The sequence below is a fragment of the Microbispora sp. KK1-11 genome (genome assembly GCF_006874435.1).
In the GTDB taxonomy this organism is placed as follows: Bacteria; Actinomycetota; Actinomycetes; order Streptosporangiales; family Streptosporangiaceae; genus Microbispora; species Microbispora catharanthi.
The window spans coordinates 135,958-154,325 of sequence record NZ_VIRJ01000002.1; the positions used below are offsets into that span (position 1 = coordinate 135,958).

The window sequence follows — 18,368 nt, forward strand, 5'->3', positions numbered from 1 at the left end:
CCGCGAGCCCCACCGCCCGCGGCCGCCCACCTCGGCCGGAGTGCTCGCCGAGCACCCCGGCCGGCTGAACATGGGGTCAGTTCACCTCGACGCTTTCCAGTACGCCGAGGGCGTCGGGGACCAGGACGGCCGCCGAGTAGTAGGTGGTCACCAGGTAGGAGACGATCGCCTTGTCGTCGACGCTCATGAAGCGCACCGACAGACCCGGCTCGTACTCGTCCGTCAGCCCCGTGCGGCGCAGGCCGACGACGCCCTGTTTCTCCTCCCCCGTGCGCATCACCACGATCGAGCTGAGCCCGCCCTCGGTGATCGGGATCTTGTCACAGGGCAGTATCGGCACCCCCCGCCACGCCATGACCGCCGCCCCGTTCACCTCGGTGACGTCCGGATACACGCGGCGCCGCGTGCACTGCCGTCCGAAGGCGGCGATGGCCCGGGGATGGGCGAGGAAGTAGTGCGAGCTGCGCCGGCGGGCGAGCAGCTCGTCGAGGTCGTCGGGGGTGGGCGGGCCGGAACGGGTGTGGAGGCGCTGCTTGAGGTCGGCGTTGTGCAGCAAACCGAAGTCGCGGTTGTTGACCAGCTCGTGCTCCTGACGCTCCCGCAACGCCTCGATCGTCAGCCGCAACTGCTGCTCGGTCTGGTTCATCGGCTCGTTGTACAGATCCGCCACCCGCGAGTGCACCCGCAAAATCGTCTGCGCCACACTCAGCTCGTACTCACGCGGCCCCGGCTCGTAGTCCACGAACGTCCCCGGCAGCGTCGCCTCACCCTCATGACCCGCCGCCAAAGCGATCTCCGCCTCGCCGTACCGGTTCACCGGCCGCGCCTCGGGAGGACGGCCGAGATGCTCGCGCAGGCCGCCGGCGAGCGCGGTCAGGTTGTCCAGCGCCGACCGGTCGAGGACGAGAACGATGCAGGAGGTGAGGGCCTTGGCGGGCGCGGCCCCCGGGCCGGTGAGGTCCCCCAGGTGGTCTCCGTCGGCCAGGACCTGGAGCAGGGCCTCGCCGCCGTAGGCGCCTGCGCCGACGCGTGCGATCTTGCCGTGGGCGACGAGCACCACCTGTCCCGGCGGCACCGGCTCTCCCGGACGCAGGTCGTGCTGGACGAACCGGTCCGCCAGCGCCCCGAGGGTGTCCAGGTCGCCGTAGTCGTGCAGGGACGGCAGCTCGCACAGCTCGGCCGGGATGACCCGCACCCGCGCCCCGGTGGAGACGAAGCTCACCCGCCCGTCCCCCACCGTGCAGGTGAGCCGGCGGTTGACCCGGTAGACGCCGCCCTGGACCTCCGTCCACGGGAGCACCCGCAGCAGGTGCCGGGGAGTGATCTCCCGCATCTGCGGCGGCGTCTTGGTGGTGGTCGCCAGGTTCCGCGCGGCGGCCGTGCTCAGGGTCAGGCGCGACGCGGTCATGGCGCCCCCACCGGCAGCGAGTGAGCCGGCACCGCGAGATCGGACGCCGCCGGATCAGGCCGCGCCAGATCAGATGGCGCCGGATCAGATGGCACCGGATCAGATGGCACCGGATCAGACCGCTCGAGAGCGGGCGTCGTCACGGACGACGCCGTGAGCGCCGGCGACCCGTGAGCCGGCGACGCCCTGTGTGCCGGCGGCGCCAGGGAGAGGATGCGTGCGGTGGCCGTGCCGAGGCCCGTCGGGCCCTGGGACCACCGGGCCGCCGGACCCCTGCGCAGCTCCTCCTCGAAGTAGCGCCGCGACCGCTGGTGCCAACGCAGGATCGCCGACATCCAGTTGCGCAGGTCGGACACGTATCCATCGACCGACTCCCGCACGGCCTCCCCCGCCTCGATGCGGTCGAGCAGGGCGGGCAGGTCGACGGTGGTGATGTGCTCGAACTGCCTCATCCGGCTGGTCATGAGCGCGTCCACCACGGTCACTCCCTCGTCGGGCCCGCAGTCGAGGAAGATGCCGAGCACCACGACGGCGTTGTGCAGCTCACCCTCGAACTGGGTCTCCTTCTGGAACGAGAACAGGTCGTTCAGCAGGCACGCGTAGTCCTGTGCGGCATCGGTCATGCCGAGGAACTCGCGGGTCCGGTGGATCTCTGTGGGGATGACCCGGCCCGGCGCCAGCCTGGCCAGGCTCATCGTCATCTGCGAGCCGAACGTCCTGCGCCGCATCTCGATGTAGTCGACCGGATCGGGCACGCGGTGCTGGGCCTGGTTGGCCAGCTCCCACACCCAGCTGTCGATCATCTCCTCGACCGTGTTGCGAAAGGCCCGGCGGGAGCCCTCCGGCAGCGGCCCGGCGGTGCGCGGCCACAGGTCGGCCAGCCCGCGTTCCAGCCCCGTCATCGGGGTCAGGCGCGGGACGAGGTCCAGCGGCATGAACTCCTTGAGCCGCCGGTTGCCGAGCTTCGCGCCGACCAGGTCGCGCGCCGCCCCGTAGACCCGGGGATAGTAGTCGTCGCCGTACGTCCCCCAGGCCAGCCAGTTGGTGGCCAGGATCAGCTCGTCGGCCGTGGCGTCCGGATTGATCCCGGACGCGCACAGGGCGAGGTCGAAGCCGACGAGTTGCGGTTCGTTCCAGACGGCGGTCGCGGGGATGCCGGGGACCCCGTCGAAGAAGCCCATGGCGGCGCACCATTCGACGTCCGCCGCTCGCGCCGCGTCCAGGTGCGGGTTGTCGCGCACCTCGAACGGCATGTACGGCTGCGGCAGCCGCACCGCCGCCTCCGAGAAGGGCCGGTGGGTGTGGTTGCGCAGGCCGCCCGCGCCCATGAGGTGGGCGCGGGCCACGTTCATGCCGAGGAAGCCGGCTTCCCCCGCCGTCTTGGTGTAGCGGCTGGAGGCGGTGTGCCAGGCGTGTCCGCCCGCCTGCCAGTCCTGCAGTCCCTTCACGTAGCTCAGGACCAGCGCCTGTTCGGGCGGCAGGACCCCTTCGTCGGCGAACAGCGCCGGAAGCTCGGTCAGCGCGGTGTGCTCGAACTGGTGCAGCCGGGAGGTGAGCAGGTCGTTGGTGATCTCCACGGCCCGCTCTGTGTCGCAGCCGAAGAAGCGCTCGCAGACCAGGACGCAGTTGGACAGCTCGCCCTCCTTCAGCACCTCCCGCTCGTAGGAGAACAGGTCGTTGCGCAGGTGCACGGCGTCGGCGAACGACTCCGTCAGCACCCGGATCGGCCTGGAGCCGGCGAGCCGGGCCGGCAGTTCCGCGCCTGCCGCGTGCTCCACCAGCGCCGCCGACCACGGGGCGCCGCCGACCTTCCTGCGTTCCTCGATGTACTCGATCGGGTTGGAGACGGCGTCCCGCTCGATGTGGAACAACTCCCACATCGACTCCTGCAGGAGGTCGCGGGTGACCCGGACGAACCGGCGCCGCCACGCCTCCGACATGGCGGGCACGGTGCGGGGCCACAGGTCGGCCAGGCCCCGCTCGACCGGGTTCGTCGGCTCGGGCGGGTCGTCCGTCATGAACGCGTCGAGCCGGTCGAGGTAGTCCTGGGCGCCGTCCAGGTCCCTGCTGCGTTTGAAGGTCTCCAGGAAGTGGTCGTCGAAGAAGAAGACCCACACGTACCAGTCCGTGACCAGGTCCAGTTCGGTGGCGGAGCAGTCGGGATGGGTGTAGGCGCACATCAGGCCGTAGTCCATCGCGTCGAGCGACTCCTCGGTCCAGATGTCCGGGTCGTCGAGCATGCCCATGTCCGCCGCCCACCCCCGCGTGTGCGCCCGGGCGGTCTCCACATGCGGGTTCAGCCGGGGCGGATAGGGGAGGTAGAAGTCCGGCAGCCGGTAGGAGGACATCAGAGGACCTCGACGCTCTCCAGGATGCCGAGGGCGTCGGGGACCAGGACGGCCGCCGAGTAGTAGGTGGTCACCAGGTAGGAGACGATCGCCTTTTCGTCGATGCTCATGAAGCGCACCGACAGACCCGGCTCGTACTCGTCCACCAGCCCGGTGCGGCGCAGGCCGACGACGCCCTGGTCCTTCTCCCCCAGGCGCATGACCATGATCGAGCTGATGCCCTTGTCGTTCACCGGGATCTTGTTGCACGGCAGCATCGGCACCCCGCGCCAGGCCGGGGCCTTCTGGCCGTTGAACTCCACGGTCTGGGGGTAGATGCCCCGGGCGTTGCACTGACGGGCGAAGGCCGCGATCGCCTTGGGGTGGGCGAACATGACGCTCGGGTTCTTCCAGACCGTGGCGAGCAGCTCGTCGAGGTCGTCGGGGGTGGGCGGGCCGGAACGGGTGTGGAGGCGCTGCTTGAGGTCGGCGTTGTGCAGCAAACCGAAGTCGCGATTGTTGACCAGCTCGTGCTCCTGACGCTCCCGCAACGCCTCGATCGTCAGCCGCAACTGCTGCTCGGTCTGGTTCATCGGCTCGTTGTACAGATCCGCCACCCGCGAGTGCACCCGCAAAATCGTCTGCGCCACACTCAGCTCGTACTCACGCGGCCCCAGCTCGTAGTCCACGAACGTCCCCGGCAGCGTCGCCTCACCCTCATGACCCGCCGCCAAAGCGATCTCCGCCTCGCCATACCGGTTCACCGGCCGGTCCGGGTTCTCCCGATAGGCCTGCACGTGCTCACGCAGGTTGTCCGACAGCGTGAGCAGCCGTTCGAACTCCTCCCTGCCGAGGGTGAGCACGGTGCACGACGTCACCGCCTTGACCGTCCACTCCCACCGCGCGTCCGCGTTCACCAGCATCTGCTCGCCGACGTACTCGCCGTCGGCCAGCACCCCGAGCCGCGTCTCGTTGCCGTACGCCCCCTCGCCGAGCCTGTCGACCTTGCCGTGGGCCAGGAGCAGGACCTCGTCCATCGGGGTGCCGGCCTGCGCGATGACCTGGCCGGCCTCGTACTCCCGCTGGGTGAACAGGTCGGCCATGGCGGCGAGCACGTCGGCGTCGCCGAAGCCGCGCAGGGCGGGCAGCTCGCACAGCTCGGCGGAGATGACCCGCACGTCCGCACCGGTCGAGACGAACGTCACCCGCCCGTCGGCCATCTGGTAGGTCAGCCGCCGGTTGACCCGGTAGGCGCCGCCCACCGCCTCGACCCAGGGCAGCACGCGCAGCAGATGACGGGAGGTGATCTCCTGCATCTGCGGCGGGGTCTTGGTCGTCGTGGCCAGGTTGCGCGCGGCCCTGGTGCTGAGGCTCAACCGGTTGTCGGTCGGCATGGTGTTTTCGGTCACGGCACATCACCCCATCTGTGATCGGCACGGCGGCCGGTTGTTCGGTGACTGGACACGCTCGTCGCCGAGCGGCGGAGGGGGGAGGAAAGATCAGAGTCGTACCGGCCCGGACGGAGCCGCACCGCATGCGCCGGGTGCACCGGGCGCACGTACGGACGCACGTGGAGGCGGCCGGAGTGTTCCGGCGGCGGAAGTAATGGGAGAGGCGGGCGTACCGATCACGCGCCTCACCGGACGCGGCGGGTGAGCCGCTCGGTGAGCTCCGCAAGGGCCCGCGCCGCCTCCGTGGCGATCGCGCAGTCGCTCAGCGCGCCGAGCGCCTGCCCGGCACGCAGGGCGATGAGGTCCTCGACCTCGCCGAGGGCGCCGGTGTCCACGATGATCTGCCTGAGCTCGGCCGCCCGCCGTTCGTCCAGGTCGGGGGCGCCGTGCCAGGTCCGCAGCAGGTCCCGTTCCGGTCCTCGCGCCCGCGCGTACGCGTACGCCATGAGCACGGTCCGCTTTCCCTCACGCAGGTCGTCGAGGACCGGCTTGCCGGTGACGGCGGGGTCGCCGAAGACGCCGAGGACGTCGTCGCGCAGCTGGAACGCCTCCCCGAGCGGCAGGCCGAACCGGGAGTACGCATCCAGCAGGTCGGGCGGGGCCCCGGCGAGCGCCGCGCCGATCTGCAGCGGGCGTTCCACGGTGTATCGGGCGGTCTTGTAGCGGATCACCGTCAGGGCCTGCTCGACGTCCGCGTCCGCGCGGGCGTGCGCCAGGATGTCGAGGTACTGCCCGGTGACGACCTCCGTGCGCATCCGGTTGAACAGCTCGCGCGCCGCCCGCCCCCGCGCGTCGCCGGCGGCGGCGTCCGCGAGCAGCTCGTCCGCCCACGCCTGCGCGAGCACTCCGAGCAGGATGGCGGCGGACTGGCCGAAGGTCTCCGCGCCCGTCCACCGCGGGGCCCCGGCGACCCCCCTGTGGATGGTCGGGCGCCCGCGGCGCAGCTCGCTGCCGTCCATGACGTCGTCGTGGATCAGCAGACCGGCGTGGTAGAGCTCCAGCGCCGCACCGGTGACGACGGCCCGGTCCTCGTGCGGCTCCTCGCCGCCGGCGCCCCGCCAGCCCCAGTAGCACAGCAGCGGCCGGATGCGCTTGCCGCCCTCGACGACGAACTCGCGCAGCAGCCGGTAGCCCTCGGCGACGTCCGGATCGCCGACCGGTGGACGCCGGGCGTCGAGGAAACCGGCCAGCAGCTCGTCGACCCGTCCCCGGACGGCGCTCGTGACGGCGGCGATGCCGCCGGTGTCACCGACGCCGGTGATCCCCTTGATGGACGTGTCCACGGTGTCCGCGGTCATGCACGGCCTCCTCGCTCGGCCAGCCGGTATCCCTTGCGGAAAGTTACTTAATGAACACGCAAAGTAGAACCGCTCGTTCCGATAGTCGGAACTTCTCGCCGAGCCGCACGGAAGCCGGGCAGCTCAGTCCGCTCTGCCGGACAGCGCTCTCTAGTCGGCTCCGCCGACCTGCGCTGCCTAGTCGGCTCTGCCGAATTGGGCGATCGCGGTCGCGAGCAGGGCGAGCCCGAGGACCGCGAGGACGGCCACCTCGACGAGGACGGGCACGTGCCATCCGCCCCACGTCAGCCCCGGCGCGAGCCGGGCCCGTACGGCAGGCGCCAGGTCCAGATGCGCGAAGACCAGCCGCCTGATGGGGTCCACGGCGTACGAGAGCGGGTCGATCCGGTTGAGCACGGTCAGCCACGCGGGCAGGTTCGAGGCGGGGAACATCGCACCCGACATGAAGTACAGCGGCATGATCAGCAACTGGTTGAGCGCCATGAACGACTGCATCTGCCTGACCCGCACGGACATCGCGACCCCGAAGGCCGTGATGGTGAAGGCCAGCAGCACCTGGACGCCGAACACCCCGAGCATCAGGCCCGGCGCGTACGGCACGCCCACGGGACCCGCGATGCAGATCACGACGAGGCCCTGGAAGGCCGCGACGGTGGCCCCGCCCAGGCATTTGCCGAGGACGATGGCCCCGCGGGACACCGGCGCGACCAGCATCTCGCGCAGGAAGCCGAACTCCCGGTCCCAGACGATCGAGGCGGCCGAGGACATGGCGGTGAACAGGACGGCCATGGCGAGGATGCCCGGGTAGAGGAAGGTCCGCAGGCCGAGCCCGCCGGTGCCGCCCGAGGTGAGCTGGGACAGGCCGGTGCCGAGGACGAACAGGAACAGGAACGGCTGCACGAGAGAGGTGAGGATGCGCAGCGGGCCGTTGAAGAACCTGATGATCTCGCGCTGCCAGACCACCTTGACGGCGCGCAGCTCGCTCATGGCACTGCGCCCTGGCACCCGGACCGCCGTGACGGGCAACGTCATCGCCGGCCTCCCCGCGCCGCGGCGAGCGCGGCCGGGCCGCGTGCGCCGCCGGTCGCCTCCGCGTCGCGGATCGACCGGCCGGTGTAGGACATGAACACGTCGTCGAGGCTCGGCCTGGCCACGCTGACGGACCGGATCGGCAGCCCCGACCGGGAGAACAGCTCCGGCACGAACCGCTCCCCCTCGTCCACGTGGAAGACCACCACGTCCCCGGACGCGACGGCCCGGATGCCGAACCGCTCGTCCAGCTCGGCGACGGCCGCGGCGCCGTCGTCGGTCTGGATCTGGACGCGGTCCTTGCCGACGCCGGCCTTCAGCGCGGCGGGGGTGTCGAGCGCGATGATCCGGCCGCCGTCCATGATGGCGATGCGGTCGCAGTGCTCGGCCTCGTCCATGTAGTGGGTGGTCAGGAAGACCGTGATGTCCTCGGCGTCCTTGAGCTCCCGGATGTAGGACCAGATGGAGCTCCTGGTCTGCGGGTCCAGTCCCACCGTGGGCTCGTCGAGGAACAGCACACGCGGCGAGTGCAGCAGGCCGCGGGCGATCTCCAGTCTTCGTCTCATGCCGCCCGAGAACGTCGCGACCTTGGCTCCGCGCCTGTCCCACAGCCCCACCATCTCGAGCACTCCGCGCAGCCGTGGACCGACGTCCGCGCGGGGCACGCCGTACAGCTCCGCGTGGAAACGCAGGTTGCGCTCGGCCGTCAGATAGCCGTCCAGCGTCGGGTCCTGGAACACCAGCCCGATCGAACGCCGCACGCTGTCGCGTTCGCGCACCACGTCGTGTCCGGCCACGCGCGCCTCGCCGGCCGTGGGCGTGGTCAGGGTGCAGAGCATGCTGATCGTCGTGGACTTCCCTGCGCCGTTAGGGCCGAGGAAGCCGAAGATCTCCCCTCTGCGCACGGTCAGGTCGATGCCGCGCACGGCCTCGACGTCGCCGTAGTGCTTGGCCAGGCCGATGGTCTCCACCGCCGGATGCGTCATCCCGCCTCCCCATTTATTACACTTGGTGTAACAGTACACCAGGTGTAACCAAGGGAGGCCGATACGCTGTGGCCATGAGTGCGGGCGGACTGCGGGAGCTGAAGAAGAACCGGACCCGGCAGCTCATCGCCGACACCGCGAACGCGCTCTTCCGGGCCCGGGGGTTCGACGAGGTCACCGTGGACGAGATCGCGGCGGCCGCGCAGGTGTCGAAGAAGACGGTGTTCAACCACTTCCCGACCAAGGAGGACCTGGTCTTCTACCGGGCCGAGGACCGGGAGGCGATGTCACTGGCGGCGGTCACCGACCGCGCGGCCGGGGTCTCCATCCTCGACTCCTTCCGCGCGCTGTGCCTGGCGCAGACCAGGTTCGTCCCGGGCATGCGGCGCGACCTCGTCCATCCGCGCAGCTTCTTCGACCTCGTCAGCGGCAACCCGTCGTTGGAGCGGAAGATGCACGAGGTCAACGAGCGCATCACCCGGGTGCTCGCCGACGCGCTCGCCGCCGAGGCGGGCGCGGAGCCCGGCGACCCGCTGCCCCGCATCGTCGCCTCGACGCTGATCGGCGCGCAGCGGGCCCTCTACCGGCGGCTGCGGCAGCGGGTCCGGGAGGGCGGGCCCGACGAGGAGATCGAGCGCGCCCACCGCGCGGACGTCGAACGGGTCTTCGGCCTGCTCGGCGAGGGCCTGGGCGGCTACCCGCCGGCCTGACTTCTATTCGGCCACCGCGACCCTGGCCTCCTGGCCGTCCACGGCCTCGGCGCGCTCGCGCCGCCAGGGGCCGTGGAACAGGAAGACGGCGGGCGCGAACAGCGCCAGGCACACCAGGGAGACCACCAGCCAGGTCTGCCAGCTCGTGGCCTCGACCACGTGCGGGATGACCAGCAGGCCGACCACGGCGATCGCCTTGGTGAGGAAGCCGAACAGCCCCCATGCCGTGCCCTGCAGCCGGGGGTCGACGTCCTCGGCGTCCTCCGAGTAGTTCGCCATCCACGGCCCGTACGCCACGCCGAGCGAGCCGCCGAGCAGCGCGCCGACGATCATGAGCATGCCGCTGGAGACGCCCTGGCCGCCGAGGAGCGAGGCCAGGTAGGCGGTGACGAGCACGGCCGCCACGGTGCCGCCCAGGGTGAACGGCTTGCGCAGCTGGGTGCGGTCCGAGAGGCGCCCGGCGACGATCAGGGTGATCAGGTTGAGGCTCCAGAAGCACGCCATGATCGTGGACGCTTCGGCGGCCGTGATGCCGAGCGCGCCGACCAGCATGGTCTGGCCGAACAGCGTGAGCGTGATGTAGAGCACCAGCCACAGCGAGATGCCGACCACGTGGGCCCAGATGTTGCGCCGGACGAACAGCGAGGTGGCCCTGGCCGGTTTGGTCAGGTCGACGACGTCGGCGGCCTGGCGCTCGGTGTGCTGGATCTGCGCGCGCAGCTCGGGCGACAGGTCGGCGATGTTGAGGGCGATGACGATCGAGATGACCAGCGAGAAGCAGCCCATGATGACGAACTGCGACCGCCAGGAGTCATCGAAGATCGGCAGCGTCCAGCCCGCGACGGCGGCGGCGAGGAAGTTGGCTCCCACCGGGCCCCAGGTCCAGAAGCCGAACGCCTGGGCCCGGCCGAGGCGCGGCGAGAAGTCGCGGACCAGCGGCGCCGTGCTCGCCATCGCCACCCCGTCGACGAAGGCCAGCACGATCCTGGCGATCAGCAGGTCCCTTGAACTGTGGACCAGCGTCATGGCGAAGCAGCACACGGCGGTCAGCAGCATCAGCGGGACCAGCAGGCGCACCCTGCCGATCCGGTCGGTCAGCCTGCCGCCGAGCGCCGACGCGACGGCCCCCGCGACCGCCGCCGCCCCGGACACCGCGCCGTACGTCGCGAGGGACATGTCGAGGTCCTTGAGGAGCAGCGGGACCACAGGGGCGATCTGCGCCTCATAGGAGCCGATGAGGACGGCCAGCACGGCCATCGTGAGGATCTTCATGCGACGGGCACCCGTCGGGTACTCGTCGAGCTCGCGTACGTAGGACAGGCCCATTGACACGCCTTTCTCGTCAGCCCCCGTCCCAGCGATGAGTTCTAGAAGCCAGCTCTAGAATTCATTTCCACGAATGCTCCGCCTCCTCACGGCTGGAGTCAAGGGTTGTGAGCATGTGTTTCCTGGGGATCAGATGACTAGAATGAGATTCTAGGATTTCGATCGAAGGAGGACGGGTGGACATCGCCGAGGAACTGGCCGGGCTGGACGCGGCCTTCGACCACACCGCCGTCGCCGCGCCGCGCATCAGGGACCTGCTGCCGATCTACCGCGACCTGCTGGGAGGCGCCTACCTCGGCGGGGGCGACAACGTGGTGAACGGCTACCGGACGCTCCAGCTCAGGTACGCCAACGGAAGCAAGATCGAACTGATGGAGCCGCTCGCCGGATCCTCGTTCTTCGACAGCTTCTTCGACCTCACCCGCGGCAGAGGCGGGGTCCACCACCTCAACTTCCATGTCACCGACATCGAGGCGGCCGTGGATGCGCTGCGCGGGCGCGGCTACCGGCTGTTCGGCCTCAACCTCGCCGAACCCCGCTGGCGCGAGGTCTTCCTCCACCCGAAGGAGGCGCACGGCGTCCTGGTCCAGCTCGCCCAGCCCGGACCGCGCAACCCCGAGCCGGTGCCGTCCCTCGACGACCTGCTGGCCGGCCGCGGCCGGCGCGGCAACGGCGTCCCGAGTCCCTGACAACGGACCCTCGCCAACTCTAGATTGGAGTTCTAGAATCTGACTCTAAGACTTCCTCCGCCTCGTAGGAGAACGATGACCGCATCGCACAAGCCCGTCCCGAAGCCGACGCCGGAGACCCAGCCGTTCTGGGACGGCACGGCGGAGGGACGGCTGCGGATCCAGCGCTGCGACGCCTGCTCGCGGCACTACTTCTATCCACGGCCCGCCTGCCCGCGCTGCGGCTCCGACGACGTCACGTGGGTGACGGCCTGCGGCAGGGCCACCCTCTACTCGTACGTGATCAGTCATCGCCCGGCTCCCGGCTTCGAGCAGGACGGGCCGTACGCGATCGCGGTCGTGGAGCTGGAGGAGGGCGTGCGGATGATGACGAACATCGTCGGCGTCGAGATCACGCCGGAGAACCTGCCCCTGGACATGGAGCTGCGCGTGGTGTTCGAACAGCGCGGCGACGTGCACGTCCCCCTGTTCGCCCCCGCCTCGACTGGGGCCGCCGTATGAACATCGTGATCGCCGGCGCGGCCGAGACCGACGAGCTCGGCAAGCTGCCCCACATGTCCACCGCGCAGCTCCACCTCCAGGCCGCACGCAACGCCCTCGCCGACGCCGGGATGACCAAGGACGACATCGACGGCGTCGCCACCGTCGGCATGCCCGGCCCGATCCAGATCGCCCACGCGCTCGGGATCGCTCCGGCCTGGGTCGACGGCACCGGGGTGGGCGGCTCGTCCTTCCTCTTCCACGTACGGCACGCCGCCGCGGCCATCCGTGCCGGGCTGTGCACGACCGTGCTCATCACGCACGGCGAGTCCGGGCGGTCGCGGGTCGGCGCGCCCCGGCCTGCCCTGGGCCCCGACTCGCTGATCGGCCAGTTCGAGCTGCCGTACGGCGTGCTCGGCCCGCCCACGATGTTCACGCTGACGGCGCTGCGCTACATGAAGGAGACCGGGCTCACGCACGAGCAGCTCGCGGAGGTCGCGGTCGCGCAGCGCCGGTGGGCCCACCGCAACCCCCGGGCCATGTTCCAGGACCTGATCACCGTCGAGGACGTGTTCGCCTCCCGGATGGTCGCCTACCCCTTCCACCTGCTGGAGTGCTGCCTCGTCACCGACGGCGGCGGGGCGCTGATCGTGACGACCGAGGAGCGCGCCCGCAGGTCGCCGGTCCATCTGCTCGGCTCCGGCGAGTCCGCCGAGTCGCCGATCATCTCCCAGATGGAGGACTTCACCACCTCCGCCGCCTTCCGCCGCTCCGGCGAGGCCGCCTTCGCCGAGGCGGGCATCTCCCACGACGACGTGGACCACCTCATGATCTACGACGCCTTCGCGCACGTGCCCATCTACGGGCTGGAGGACCTCGGCTTCGTCAAGCGCGGCGAGGCCGGGCCGTTCATCGCCGAGGGCCACACCTCCCCCGGCGGCCGCCTGCCGCTCAACACCAACGGCGGCGGCCTCTCCTACACCCACACGGGCATGTACGGGATGTTCGCCATCCAGGAGTCCGTACGGCAACTGCGCGGCGAGGCCGCCGCCCAGGTGCCCGGCGTCGAGGTCGGCGTGGTCTTGGGCAACGGCGGCATGTTCGCCTCCGCCGCCACGCTCGTCCTGTCCAACCACCGCCCCTGACCCGCCCGCGCCCCTCCGGCCCGGCCCGCCGGAGGGCCCCCGCCGGGCCGGTCCCGGTGGAATCTCCCGGCCGGTCGGGAGCCGCGCCCGATGCACTCCGGGAAGGCCGCACAACAGCATCGGAGCCAACCGAACCAGGGAGGCAAACGATGCGAAAGCTCATCGATCGGCTGGCCCGCGTGCCGCTCCAGGTCGTCGGCGCCGCGCTGACGCTCGGCGCGGTGCTGCTCGCGGCGCATTACGCGCTCATCGACCATGTCCGGGCCACCGGCCAGGAGGAGCCGGCGCAGTGGGTCGGCGGTCTCACCGTCAAGTGGTACTGGGTCCTCATCCCCGTGTCCCTCATCGCCCTGTGGGCCCGCCGCAGGGACCGGCAAGGGCCGGTCGGCCGCGCCGGGGCGATCATGCTGGCGTCCGGACCGCTCATGCACGTCGCGGTGACCGTCGGCGCGATAGTCTGGGGCGCCCTCATGGGCAGGGGCGACCTGCCGACCGGGTTCATGGTGGTCGAGATGCTGATGTACGTCTTCTACCTGGGGGTCCTGGTCATCGGCCTGGCCTTCCTGCTCGACGGCGGCGTGCGCTGGTGGGGGGCCGCCACCGTCGCGGGGTTGGTGCTCGAATTCCTCGTCCCGTACGGCGGGGCGGCCGCGTTCACGGTGTTCGGGCTCTGCCTGGTGGCGTACGGCCTGCGCCGCCCGGTCCCCGCTGGACACCTCTGAGGCCGGCGGCGGACGCTGATCTCGTGGAACGGGCGGCACAGACACTGGCGGCCGTGGTGCTCGCGGGCACCGTCGCCGGCTGCGCCTTCGTGATCCGAGCGACGGGAATGGAGTGGGCTCTCGCGCAGAACGCCTCGCAGGCCGTCGTGCACACGGTCGCGGGAGTGGCGCTGATCCGGTCGCGCGAAGGCAGGCGCATCGGCCTCGTGCTGCTGTCGATGGGGACGGCGGCGGCCCTGGGGGTGCTGCTGTGGGGGTACGCCGCCGGCCACTGGCCCGGCTGGAGCGCCGCCGAGTGGGTGAGCGGCTGGATCTGGGCCTTCTTCTTCGTGCCGTTCTTCACCGTGCTGCCCGCGCTGTTCCCGGACGGACGCCCGGTCACGCCCCGATGGCGGCCCGTGGTCTGGGCCGGGCTGCTGGTCACGGTGCTGGCCGCCGTCGGGCGACCCTGGGACCTCATCGCCGTCGCCGTGATCGTCGCGGCGCTGGTCAGCATCGCGTCCCTGGTCGTCCGATGGATCAGATCGGGCCCGGTCGCCCGGCGGCAGATCACCTACCTGCTGTACGCCGCCGGCTACGTGCTCCTGATCGAGATCGCCGGCGGCCTGCTGCCCCACCACGCGCGCCAGGCGGCGATCCTGCTCATTCCGATCGCGCCGACGGTCGCGATCGCGCTCGCCGTCCTGAGACACCGCCTGTACGGGATCGACCTCGTCATCCGGCGGACGTTCGTCTACCTGGCCGTCACCGGCCTCATGTTCTCCGGTTACCTCGCCGCGGTGGCGCTGCTCGGGACTGCTCTCAGCCGGGCCGTCTCCCCCCAGGTCGCGCTGGTCGCCGCCGCCGTCGTCGCGGCGCTGACCGAGTCCGGACGCCGGGTGCTCCAGCACAGGATGAGCGGCCTCCTGTACGGCTACCGCGATCGCCCGCTGGACGCGCTGGCGGAGCTGCGCCGGCAGCTCGGCGACGCGGCGACCGCCGAGGACATCGCGCGCCGGGCGGCGCCTCTCGTCGCGGACGCCCTGCGCAGCCCGGGCGTGGCGGTCGCACTGCTGACCGACGGCCTGCCGGAGGAGACCTCCAGGTCCGGCGAGCCGGGACCCGACCCTGTCGAGGTGCCGCTGGTCGCCCAGGGGGAGCGCCTCGGCACCCTGGTCGTCGGACGGCGGGCCAGGCGGGAGCCGTACGGCGAGAAGGACCTGCGGCTCATCGCCGAGCTCGGCCACCACATCGCCGCGGCCCTCGCGGCGGCGCGCCTGACGGCCGAGCTGGACCGGGCGCGGCAGCAGGCGATCCATTCCGCCGCCCGGGAGCGGCTACGGCTGCGGCAGGACCTGCACGACGGGCTCGGACCGCTGCTGTCGGGAGCCGGGCTGGGTCTCGACGGGGTACGCCGCGGGCTGGGACCGGGAAGCCGTGAGGAGAGGGATCTGCGGCTCATCGGCGACCAGGTGCGGATGGCGGCGCGCGAGGTGCGCCGCATCATCGACGCCATGCAACCCGGTCCCGTCGCCGACCTCGGCCTGGTGTCCGCCGTCCGCGAGCACGTGGAACGGTGCGCCGCGCTCGACGTGGAATGCACGCTGACGGTCTCCGGGGTCGTCGAGCCGCCGCCCGCCGTGGCGGAGGCCGCCTACCTGGTCGTCCTGGAGGCGGTGGCCAACGTGCTCCGTCACGCCGGGGCGCGAACCTGCGCCGTGAGCCTGCGCCACGAGGAAGGATCGCTGCGAGTGGAGGTCCACGACGACGGCCGGGGCATCGGCCCCGGTTATGTCGCCGGCGTGGGCATCTCGTCCATGCGGCGGCGCGTAACCTCGATCGGAGGCCGGTTCGCGATCACGGCGGACCACGGGACCACCGTCACGGCCGTCTTCCCGCTGGAGTTGCCATGAGAGTCGTGGTCGCCGACGACCACCCCGTGTTCCGCATGGGCCTGTGCCGGCTGCTCGACAGCGTGCCCGGCATGGAGGTCGTGGGAGAGGCGTGGGACACGGCCTCCGCCGAGGAGGCGACCGTGGACACGCGGCCCGACGTCGTCGTGATGGACCTGCACATGCCGGGCGGCGGCGGGGTGGAGGCCATCGAGCGGATCCGCAGGCGGGCGCCGGACGTCCGCGTGCTGGTCCTCACCATGCACTCCGACGACGCCCTGGTCAGGAAGGCCCTGCGGGCCGGGGCCCGGGGATACGTCCTGAAGGACGCGTCCTCGGAGGAGATCCTGCGGGCTCTCGCGGCGGTCCACGCCAACCAGGCGATCCTCGACGCCGCCGTCGCCGAACGTGTCTTCGCCGCGGCCCCGCGATCCGGGCCGTTCCCGCAGCTCACCGAGAGGGAGACGGAGATCCTCGAGCGGATGGCCGCAGGCCTGACCAACGAGGCTATCGCGCTGCGGCTGGGACTCAGCGTGAAGACCGTGCAGAACTACGTGTCGAACGTCCTGCTCAAGCTGGGCGCGCGGCACCGGGGCGAGGCGATCGCCCGCGCCCGCGACGCCGGGCTCGGAAGCTGACGCCTGCGGGCCCGACCGCCACGCCCGGCACGGCCTGCCCACAGCTCGTCCGGGAGCGGCATGCCCGCGCCCTGATGGCAAACGGAAGGGCGTTCTTCGACGAGGGCTGGTGACGCGCTTGTGCAGCGCGCCGGGGGACCGGCGCGCTGCACGGGTGCGCACAGGCGGCCGGCTCAGCCGCGCCAGGTGATGAGGGCGTCGAGCGCCTCCACGTGGGAGCCGCGCACGAGCAGGGGGTTGATCTCCAGCGACTCCAGGTCGTCGCCGAGGCTCTCGGCGAAGGCCGCGACGCGGGCCACGACCTCGGCGACGGCGTCGAGGTCGGCGGGCTCGGTGCCGCGTGCGCCCCGCAGCAGCGCGGTGCCGCGCAGCTCGTCCAGCGCCCGCCGCACCTCGGCCGCGTCCACCGGCAGGACGCGCAGTGCCGTGTCGCGCAGCGCCTCCACCCAGATCCCGCCCAGGCCGACGGCCAGGGTGAGCCCCCACGCCGGGTCCCGTACGACGCCGGCAAGCAGCTCCACTCCGCTGCCGCGCTGCGGCTGGACGAGCGCGCCCACCCGGCCGGCGCCGGGCACCGCCGCGGCGGCGGCCACGACCTCGCGGTAGGCCCGCTCGACGTCCCGCGCGCCGGACAGGCCCAGCCGGACCCCGCCGATGTCGCTCTTGTGCCCCAGCCCTTCGGCGGCTGCCTTGAGGACGACCGGATAGCCGAACCCGACCGCCGCCGCCACCGCCGACTCCTCGTCGTACACCAGCTCGCCGGGCACGACCGGGATCCCGGCGGACGGCAGCAGGGCGGCGGCGCGGTGCTCGGCCCACACGCCGGTCCCCGTCTCGACCGCCGGGGCGCCGGCCGCCGCCTCGGCCGGGACGGCTCCGTTCACCGCCTCGACGGCCGCCCGGTGCGCCCGGGACCACCGGACCGCGGCGCCGATGGCGTGCAGGCCGTGCTCGATGCCGCCCGCGACGTACGGGAACCCGGCCTCCCGCTGGACGTCGCGGCCGAACTCGGTGACGTCGGTTAGCACGTTGCTCACGACGACGACCGGCATCGGGGCCTCGGCCATGCGTTTGGCGCTGGCCGAGAACATGGCGTACACGGGCGCGGGGTCGGGCGGGGCGACCCGCGGGAGGTCCGACAGCAGCATGACCGCGTCCACGCCGGGGTCGGCGGTGACGGCCTCGAGCGCGCGGCCGAGCAGCGTACGGTCGATGAGCACATAGCCGGTGACGTCGAGGGGGTTCTGCACGGTCCCGAAGGCGGGCACGATCTCCCGCAGCCGGGCGACGGTCTCCGGGGCGAACGCCGGCAGCTCCAGGCCCTCGTCCTCGGCCCGGTCGGCGATGATCTCCGACGCGCCGCCCGAGGGCGTGACGACGCCGATCCGCGGGCCCGGCAGCGGGCCCACCTCGGCCAGCAGGCCCGCGGTGATGATGAGGTCCTCAAGCGACCGCACCCGCACCACCCCGAGCTGCCGGAACGCCGCGTCGATCACGTTGTCGTCGCCGACGAGCGCGCCGGTGTGGGCCTGGGCGGTGCGGGAGGCGAGCCGGCTGCGCCCGATCTTGAGCGCGACGATCGGCTTGCCCGCGAGCAGCGCCCGGCGCGCCGCCCGGGAGAACGCGGCCGGGTCGCGGACCGACTCGAGGAACAGCGCGATGGTCTTGGTCGCCGGGTCGTCCACCAGGTAGTCGATCACGTCGGTGACGGTGACGAGCGACTCGTTGCCCATCGAGGTGAGCAGGCTGATCCCGACGTTGCGGGCCTGGGCGAAGCCGAGCACCGAGCTGGCCAGCGCGCCGCTCTGCAGCACCACGCCGACCGACCCGCGCAGCAGCGGGGACGGGATCGGCAGGCCGTACGGCGTGACGTCCGCGGCGGCGTTGATGAACCCGTTGCCGTTGGGGCCGAGCACGGTGAGGTCGTTCTCGCGGGCGAAGTCGACGATCTCCGCCTCCAGGGCGGCGCCCTCCGGGCCGGTCTCGCCGAAGCCCGCGGTGAGGATCACGTAGTGGCGGATGCCGAGCTTGGCCCCCTCGCGCAGCACGGGCAGCACGGCGGTCGTGGGCACCATCACGTACGCGAGGTCGACCTGGCCGGGGACGTCGGACAGGCTGCGGTGGGCCTGCTCGCCGTGCACCACGCCGCCGCGCGGGTTGACCAGGTGCACCGGTCCGCGGAAGCCGTGCGTACGGAGGTTGGTCAGCGTGCTGATCGACCAGCCGGACTTGTCCGTCGCCCCGACCAGGGCGATCGACCGGGGGTTGAACAGGTCTCCTACCGGCAT

At 71.7% G+C, this 18,368-nt stretch carries 15 protein-coding genes; 7 read left to right on the forward strand and 8 right to left on the reverse strand.

All coding sequences use genetic code 11. From position 1 onward, the window contains the following. Positions 1–76 precede the first annotated feature (76 nt). From FLW16_RS03555 to FLW16_RS03580, 6 genes are all read right to left on the reverse strand, one after another. Positions 77–1,408: a family 2B encapsulin nanocompartment shell protein gene (locus tag FLW16_RS03555; RefSeq protein WP_142557558.1), complete on the reverse strand. Its 1,332-nt coding sequence runs from the start codon at positions 1,406–1,408 to the stop codon at positions 77–79. Further along, positions 1,405–3,756, reverse strand: a complete 2,352-nt coding sequence (locus tag FLW16_RS03560; RefSeq protein ID WP_221890876.1) for a terpene synthase family protein — start codon at positions 3,754–3,756, stop codon at positions 1,405–1,407. The genes FLW16_RS03555 and FLW16_RS03560 overlap by 4 nt, the downstream gene beginning before the upstream one ends. Then, the gene (locus tag FLW16_RS03565) at positions 3,756–5,129 is read right to left on the reverse strand and encodes a family 2B encapsulin nanocompartment shell protein (RefSeq protein ID WP_142558184.1); all 1,374 of its coding nucleotides are present in this window, start codon (positions 5,127–5,129) and stop codon (positions 3,756–3,758) included. The genes FLW16_RS03560 and FLW16_RS03565 overlap by 1 nt, the downstream gene beginning before the upstream one ends. Positions 5,130–5,371: 242 nt before the next feature. Further along, complete coding sequence (locus tag FLW16_RS03570) at positions 5,372–6,484, reverse strand: polyprenyl synthetase family protein (protein WP_142557560.1); 1,113 nt, start codon at positions 6,482–6,484, stop codon at positions 5,372–5,374. Between the two features lie 177 nt (positions 6,485–6,661). After that, entirely contained in the window at positions 6,662–7,516 is an 855-nt protein-coding gene (locus tag FLW16_RS03575) for an ABC transporter permease (RefSeq protein ID WP_142557562.1), read from the reverse strand. Next, positions 7,513–8,499 carry an ATP-binding cassette domain-containing protein gene (locus FLW16_RS03580; protein WP_142557564.1) on the reverse strand — a complete coding sequence of 329 codons (987 nt, stop codon included), beginning with the start codon at positions 8,497–8,499 and terminating at the stop codon, positions 7,513–7,515. The genes FLW16_RS03575 and FLW16_RS03580 overlap by 4 nt, the downstream gene beginning before the upstream one ends. 74 nt (positions 8,500–8,573) lie before the next feature. Between FLW16_RS03580 and FLW16_RS03585 the strand changes: the two genes are divergently transcribed. Next, positions 8,574–9,209 carry a TetR/AcrR family transcriptional regulator gene (locus tag FLW16_RS03585; protein WP_142557566.1) on the forward strand — a complete coding sequence of 212 codons (636 nt, stop codon included), beginning with the start codon at positions 8,574–8,576 and terminating at the stop codon, positions 9,207–9,209. 3 nt (positions 9,210–9,212) lie between these two features. Here FLW16_RS03585 and FLW16_RS03590 read toward each other — a convergent pair whose 3' ends face one another. Beyond that, the gene (locus FLW16_RS03590; protein WP_142557568.1) at positions 9,213–10,535 is read right to left on the reverse strand and encodes an MFS transporter; all 1,323 of its coding nucleotides are present in this window, start codon (positions 10,533–10,535) and stop codon (positions 9,213–9,215) included. Positions 10,536–10,711: 176 nt separating this feature from the next. Between FLW16_RS03590 and FLW16_RS03595 the strand changes: the two genes are divergently transcribed. The 6 genes from FLW16_RS03595 (at position 10,712) to FLW16_RS03620 (ending at position 16,080) form a co-directional block, all read left to right on the forward strand. Further along, entirely contained in the window at positions 10,712–11,224 is a 513-nt protein-coding gene (locus tag FLW16_RS03595) for a VOC family protein (protein ID WP_185949234.1), read from the forward strand. Between the two features lie 75 nt (positions 11,225–11,299). After that, entirely contained in the window at positions 11,300–11,725 is a 426-nt protein-coding gene (locus FLW16_RS03600) for a Zn-ribbon domain-containing OB-fold protein (RefSeq protein ID WP_142557573.1), read from the forward strand. Beyond that, on the forward strand, positions 11,722–12,849 hold the full coding sequence (locus tag FLW16_RS03605) for a thiolase C-terminal domain-containing protein (RefSeq protein WP_142557575.1): 1,128 nt from the start codon (positions 11,722–11,724) through the stop codon (positions 12,847–12,849). Before FLW16_RS03600 ends, FLW16_RS03605 begins: the two co-directional genes overlap by 4 nt. Before the next feature lie 149 nt (positions 12,850–12,998). After that, positions 12,999–13,571 (forward strand): hypothetical protein, encoded by a 573-nt coding sequence (locus tag FLW16_RS03610; RefSeq protein WP_142557577.1) that lies wholly within the window; start codon positions 12,999–13,001, stop codon positions 13,569–13,571. 23 nt (positions 13,572–13,594) lie between these two features. Continuing rightward, complete coding sequence (locus tag FLW16_RS03615; RefSeq protein ID WP_142557579.1) at positions 13,595–15,463, forward strand: ATP-binding protein; 1,869 nt, start codon at positions 13,595–13,597, stop codon at positions 15,461–15,463. Further along, positions 15,460–16,080 carry a response regulator transcription factor gene (locus FLW16_RS03620; RefSeq protein WP_142557581.1) on the forward strand — a complete coding sequence of 207 codons (621 nt, stop codon included), beginning with the start codon at positions 15,460–15,462 and terminating at the stop codon, positions 16,078–16,080. Before FLW16_RS03615 ends, FLW16_RS03620 begins: the two co-directional genes overlap by 4 nt. A gap of 173 nt (positions 16,081–16,253) precedes the next feature. Here the strand turns inward: FLW16_RS03620 and FLW16_RS03625 are convergent, their stop codons facing one another. Further along, the gene (locus FLW16_RS03625; protein ID WP_142557582.1) at positions 16,254–18,368 is read right to left on the reverse strand and encodes an acetate--CoA ligase family protein; all 2,115 of its coding nucleotides are present in this window, start codon (positions 18,366–18,368) and stop codon (positions 16,254–16,256) included.

Excerpts from the sequence above, each read along its gene's own strand:
- FLW16_RS03610 (WP_142557577.1), top strand. The coding sequence starts at position 12,999 with ATGCGAAAGCTCATCGATCGGCTGGCCCGCGTGCCGCTCCAGGTCGTC.
- FLW16_RS03560 (WP_221890876.1), bottom strand. The coding sequence starts at position 3,756 with ATGTCCTCCTACCGGCTGCCGGACTTCTACCTCCCCTATCCGCCCCGG.
- FLW16_RS03600 (WP_142557573.1), top strand. The coding sequence starts at position 11,300 with ATGACCGCATCGCACAAGCCCGTCCCGAAGCCGACGCCGGAGACCCAG.
- FLW16_RS03625 (WP_142557582.1), bottom strand. The coding sequence starts at position 18,368 with ATGCCGGTAGGAGACCTGTTCAACCCCCGGTCGATCGCCCTGGTCGGG.
- FLW16_RS03605 (WP_142557575.1), top strand. The coding sequence starts at position 11,722 with ATGAACATCGTGATCGCCGGCGCGGCCGAGACCGACGAGCTCGGCAAG.
- FLW16_RS03570 (WP_142557560.1), bottom strand. The coding sequence starts at position 6,484 with ATGACCGCGGACACCGTGGACACGTCCATCAAGGGGATCACCGGCGTC.
- FLW16_RS03580 (WP_142557564.1), bottom strand. The coding sequence starts at position 8,499 with ATGACGCATCCGGCGGTGGAGACCATCGGCCTGGCCAAGCACTACGGC.
- FLW16_RS03620 (WP_142557581.1), top strand. The coding sequence starts at position 15,460 with ATGAGAGTCGTGGTCGCCGACGACCACCCCGTGTTCCGCATGGGCCTG.
- FLW16_RS03565 (WP_142558184.1), bottom strand. The coding sequence starts at position 5,129 with ATGCCGACCGACAACCGGTTGAGCCTCAGCACCAGGGCCGCGCGCAAC.
- FLW16_RS03575 (WP_142557562.1), bottom strand. The coding sequence starts at position 7,516 with ATGACGTTGCCCGTCACGGCGGTCCGGGTGCCAGGGCGCAGTGCCATG.
- FLW16_RS03555 (WP_142557558.1), bottom strand. The coding sequence starts at position 1,408 with ATGACCGCGTCGCGCCTGACCCTGAGCACGGCCGCCGCGCGGAACCTG.
- FLW16_RS03590 (WP_142557568.1), bottom strand. The coding sequence starts at position 10,535 with ATGGGCCTGTCCTACGTACGCGAGCTCGACGAGTACCCGACGGGTGCC.
- FLW16_RS03585 (WP_142557566.1), top strand. The coding sequence starts at position 8,574 with ATGAGTGCGGGCGGACTGCGGGAGCTGAAGAAGAACCGGACCCGGCAG.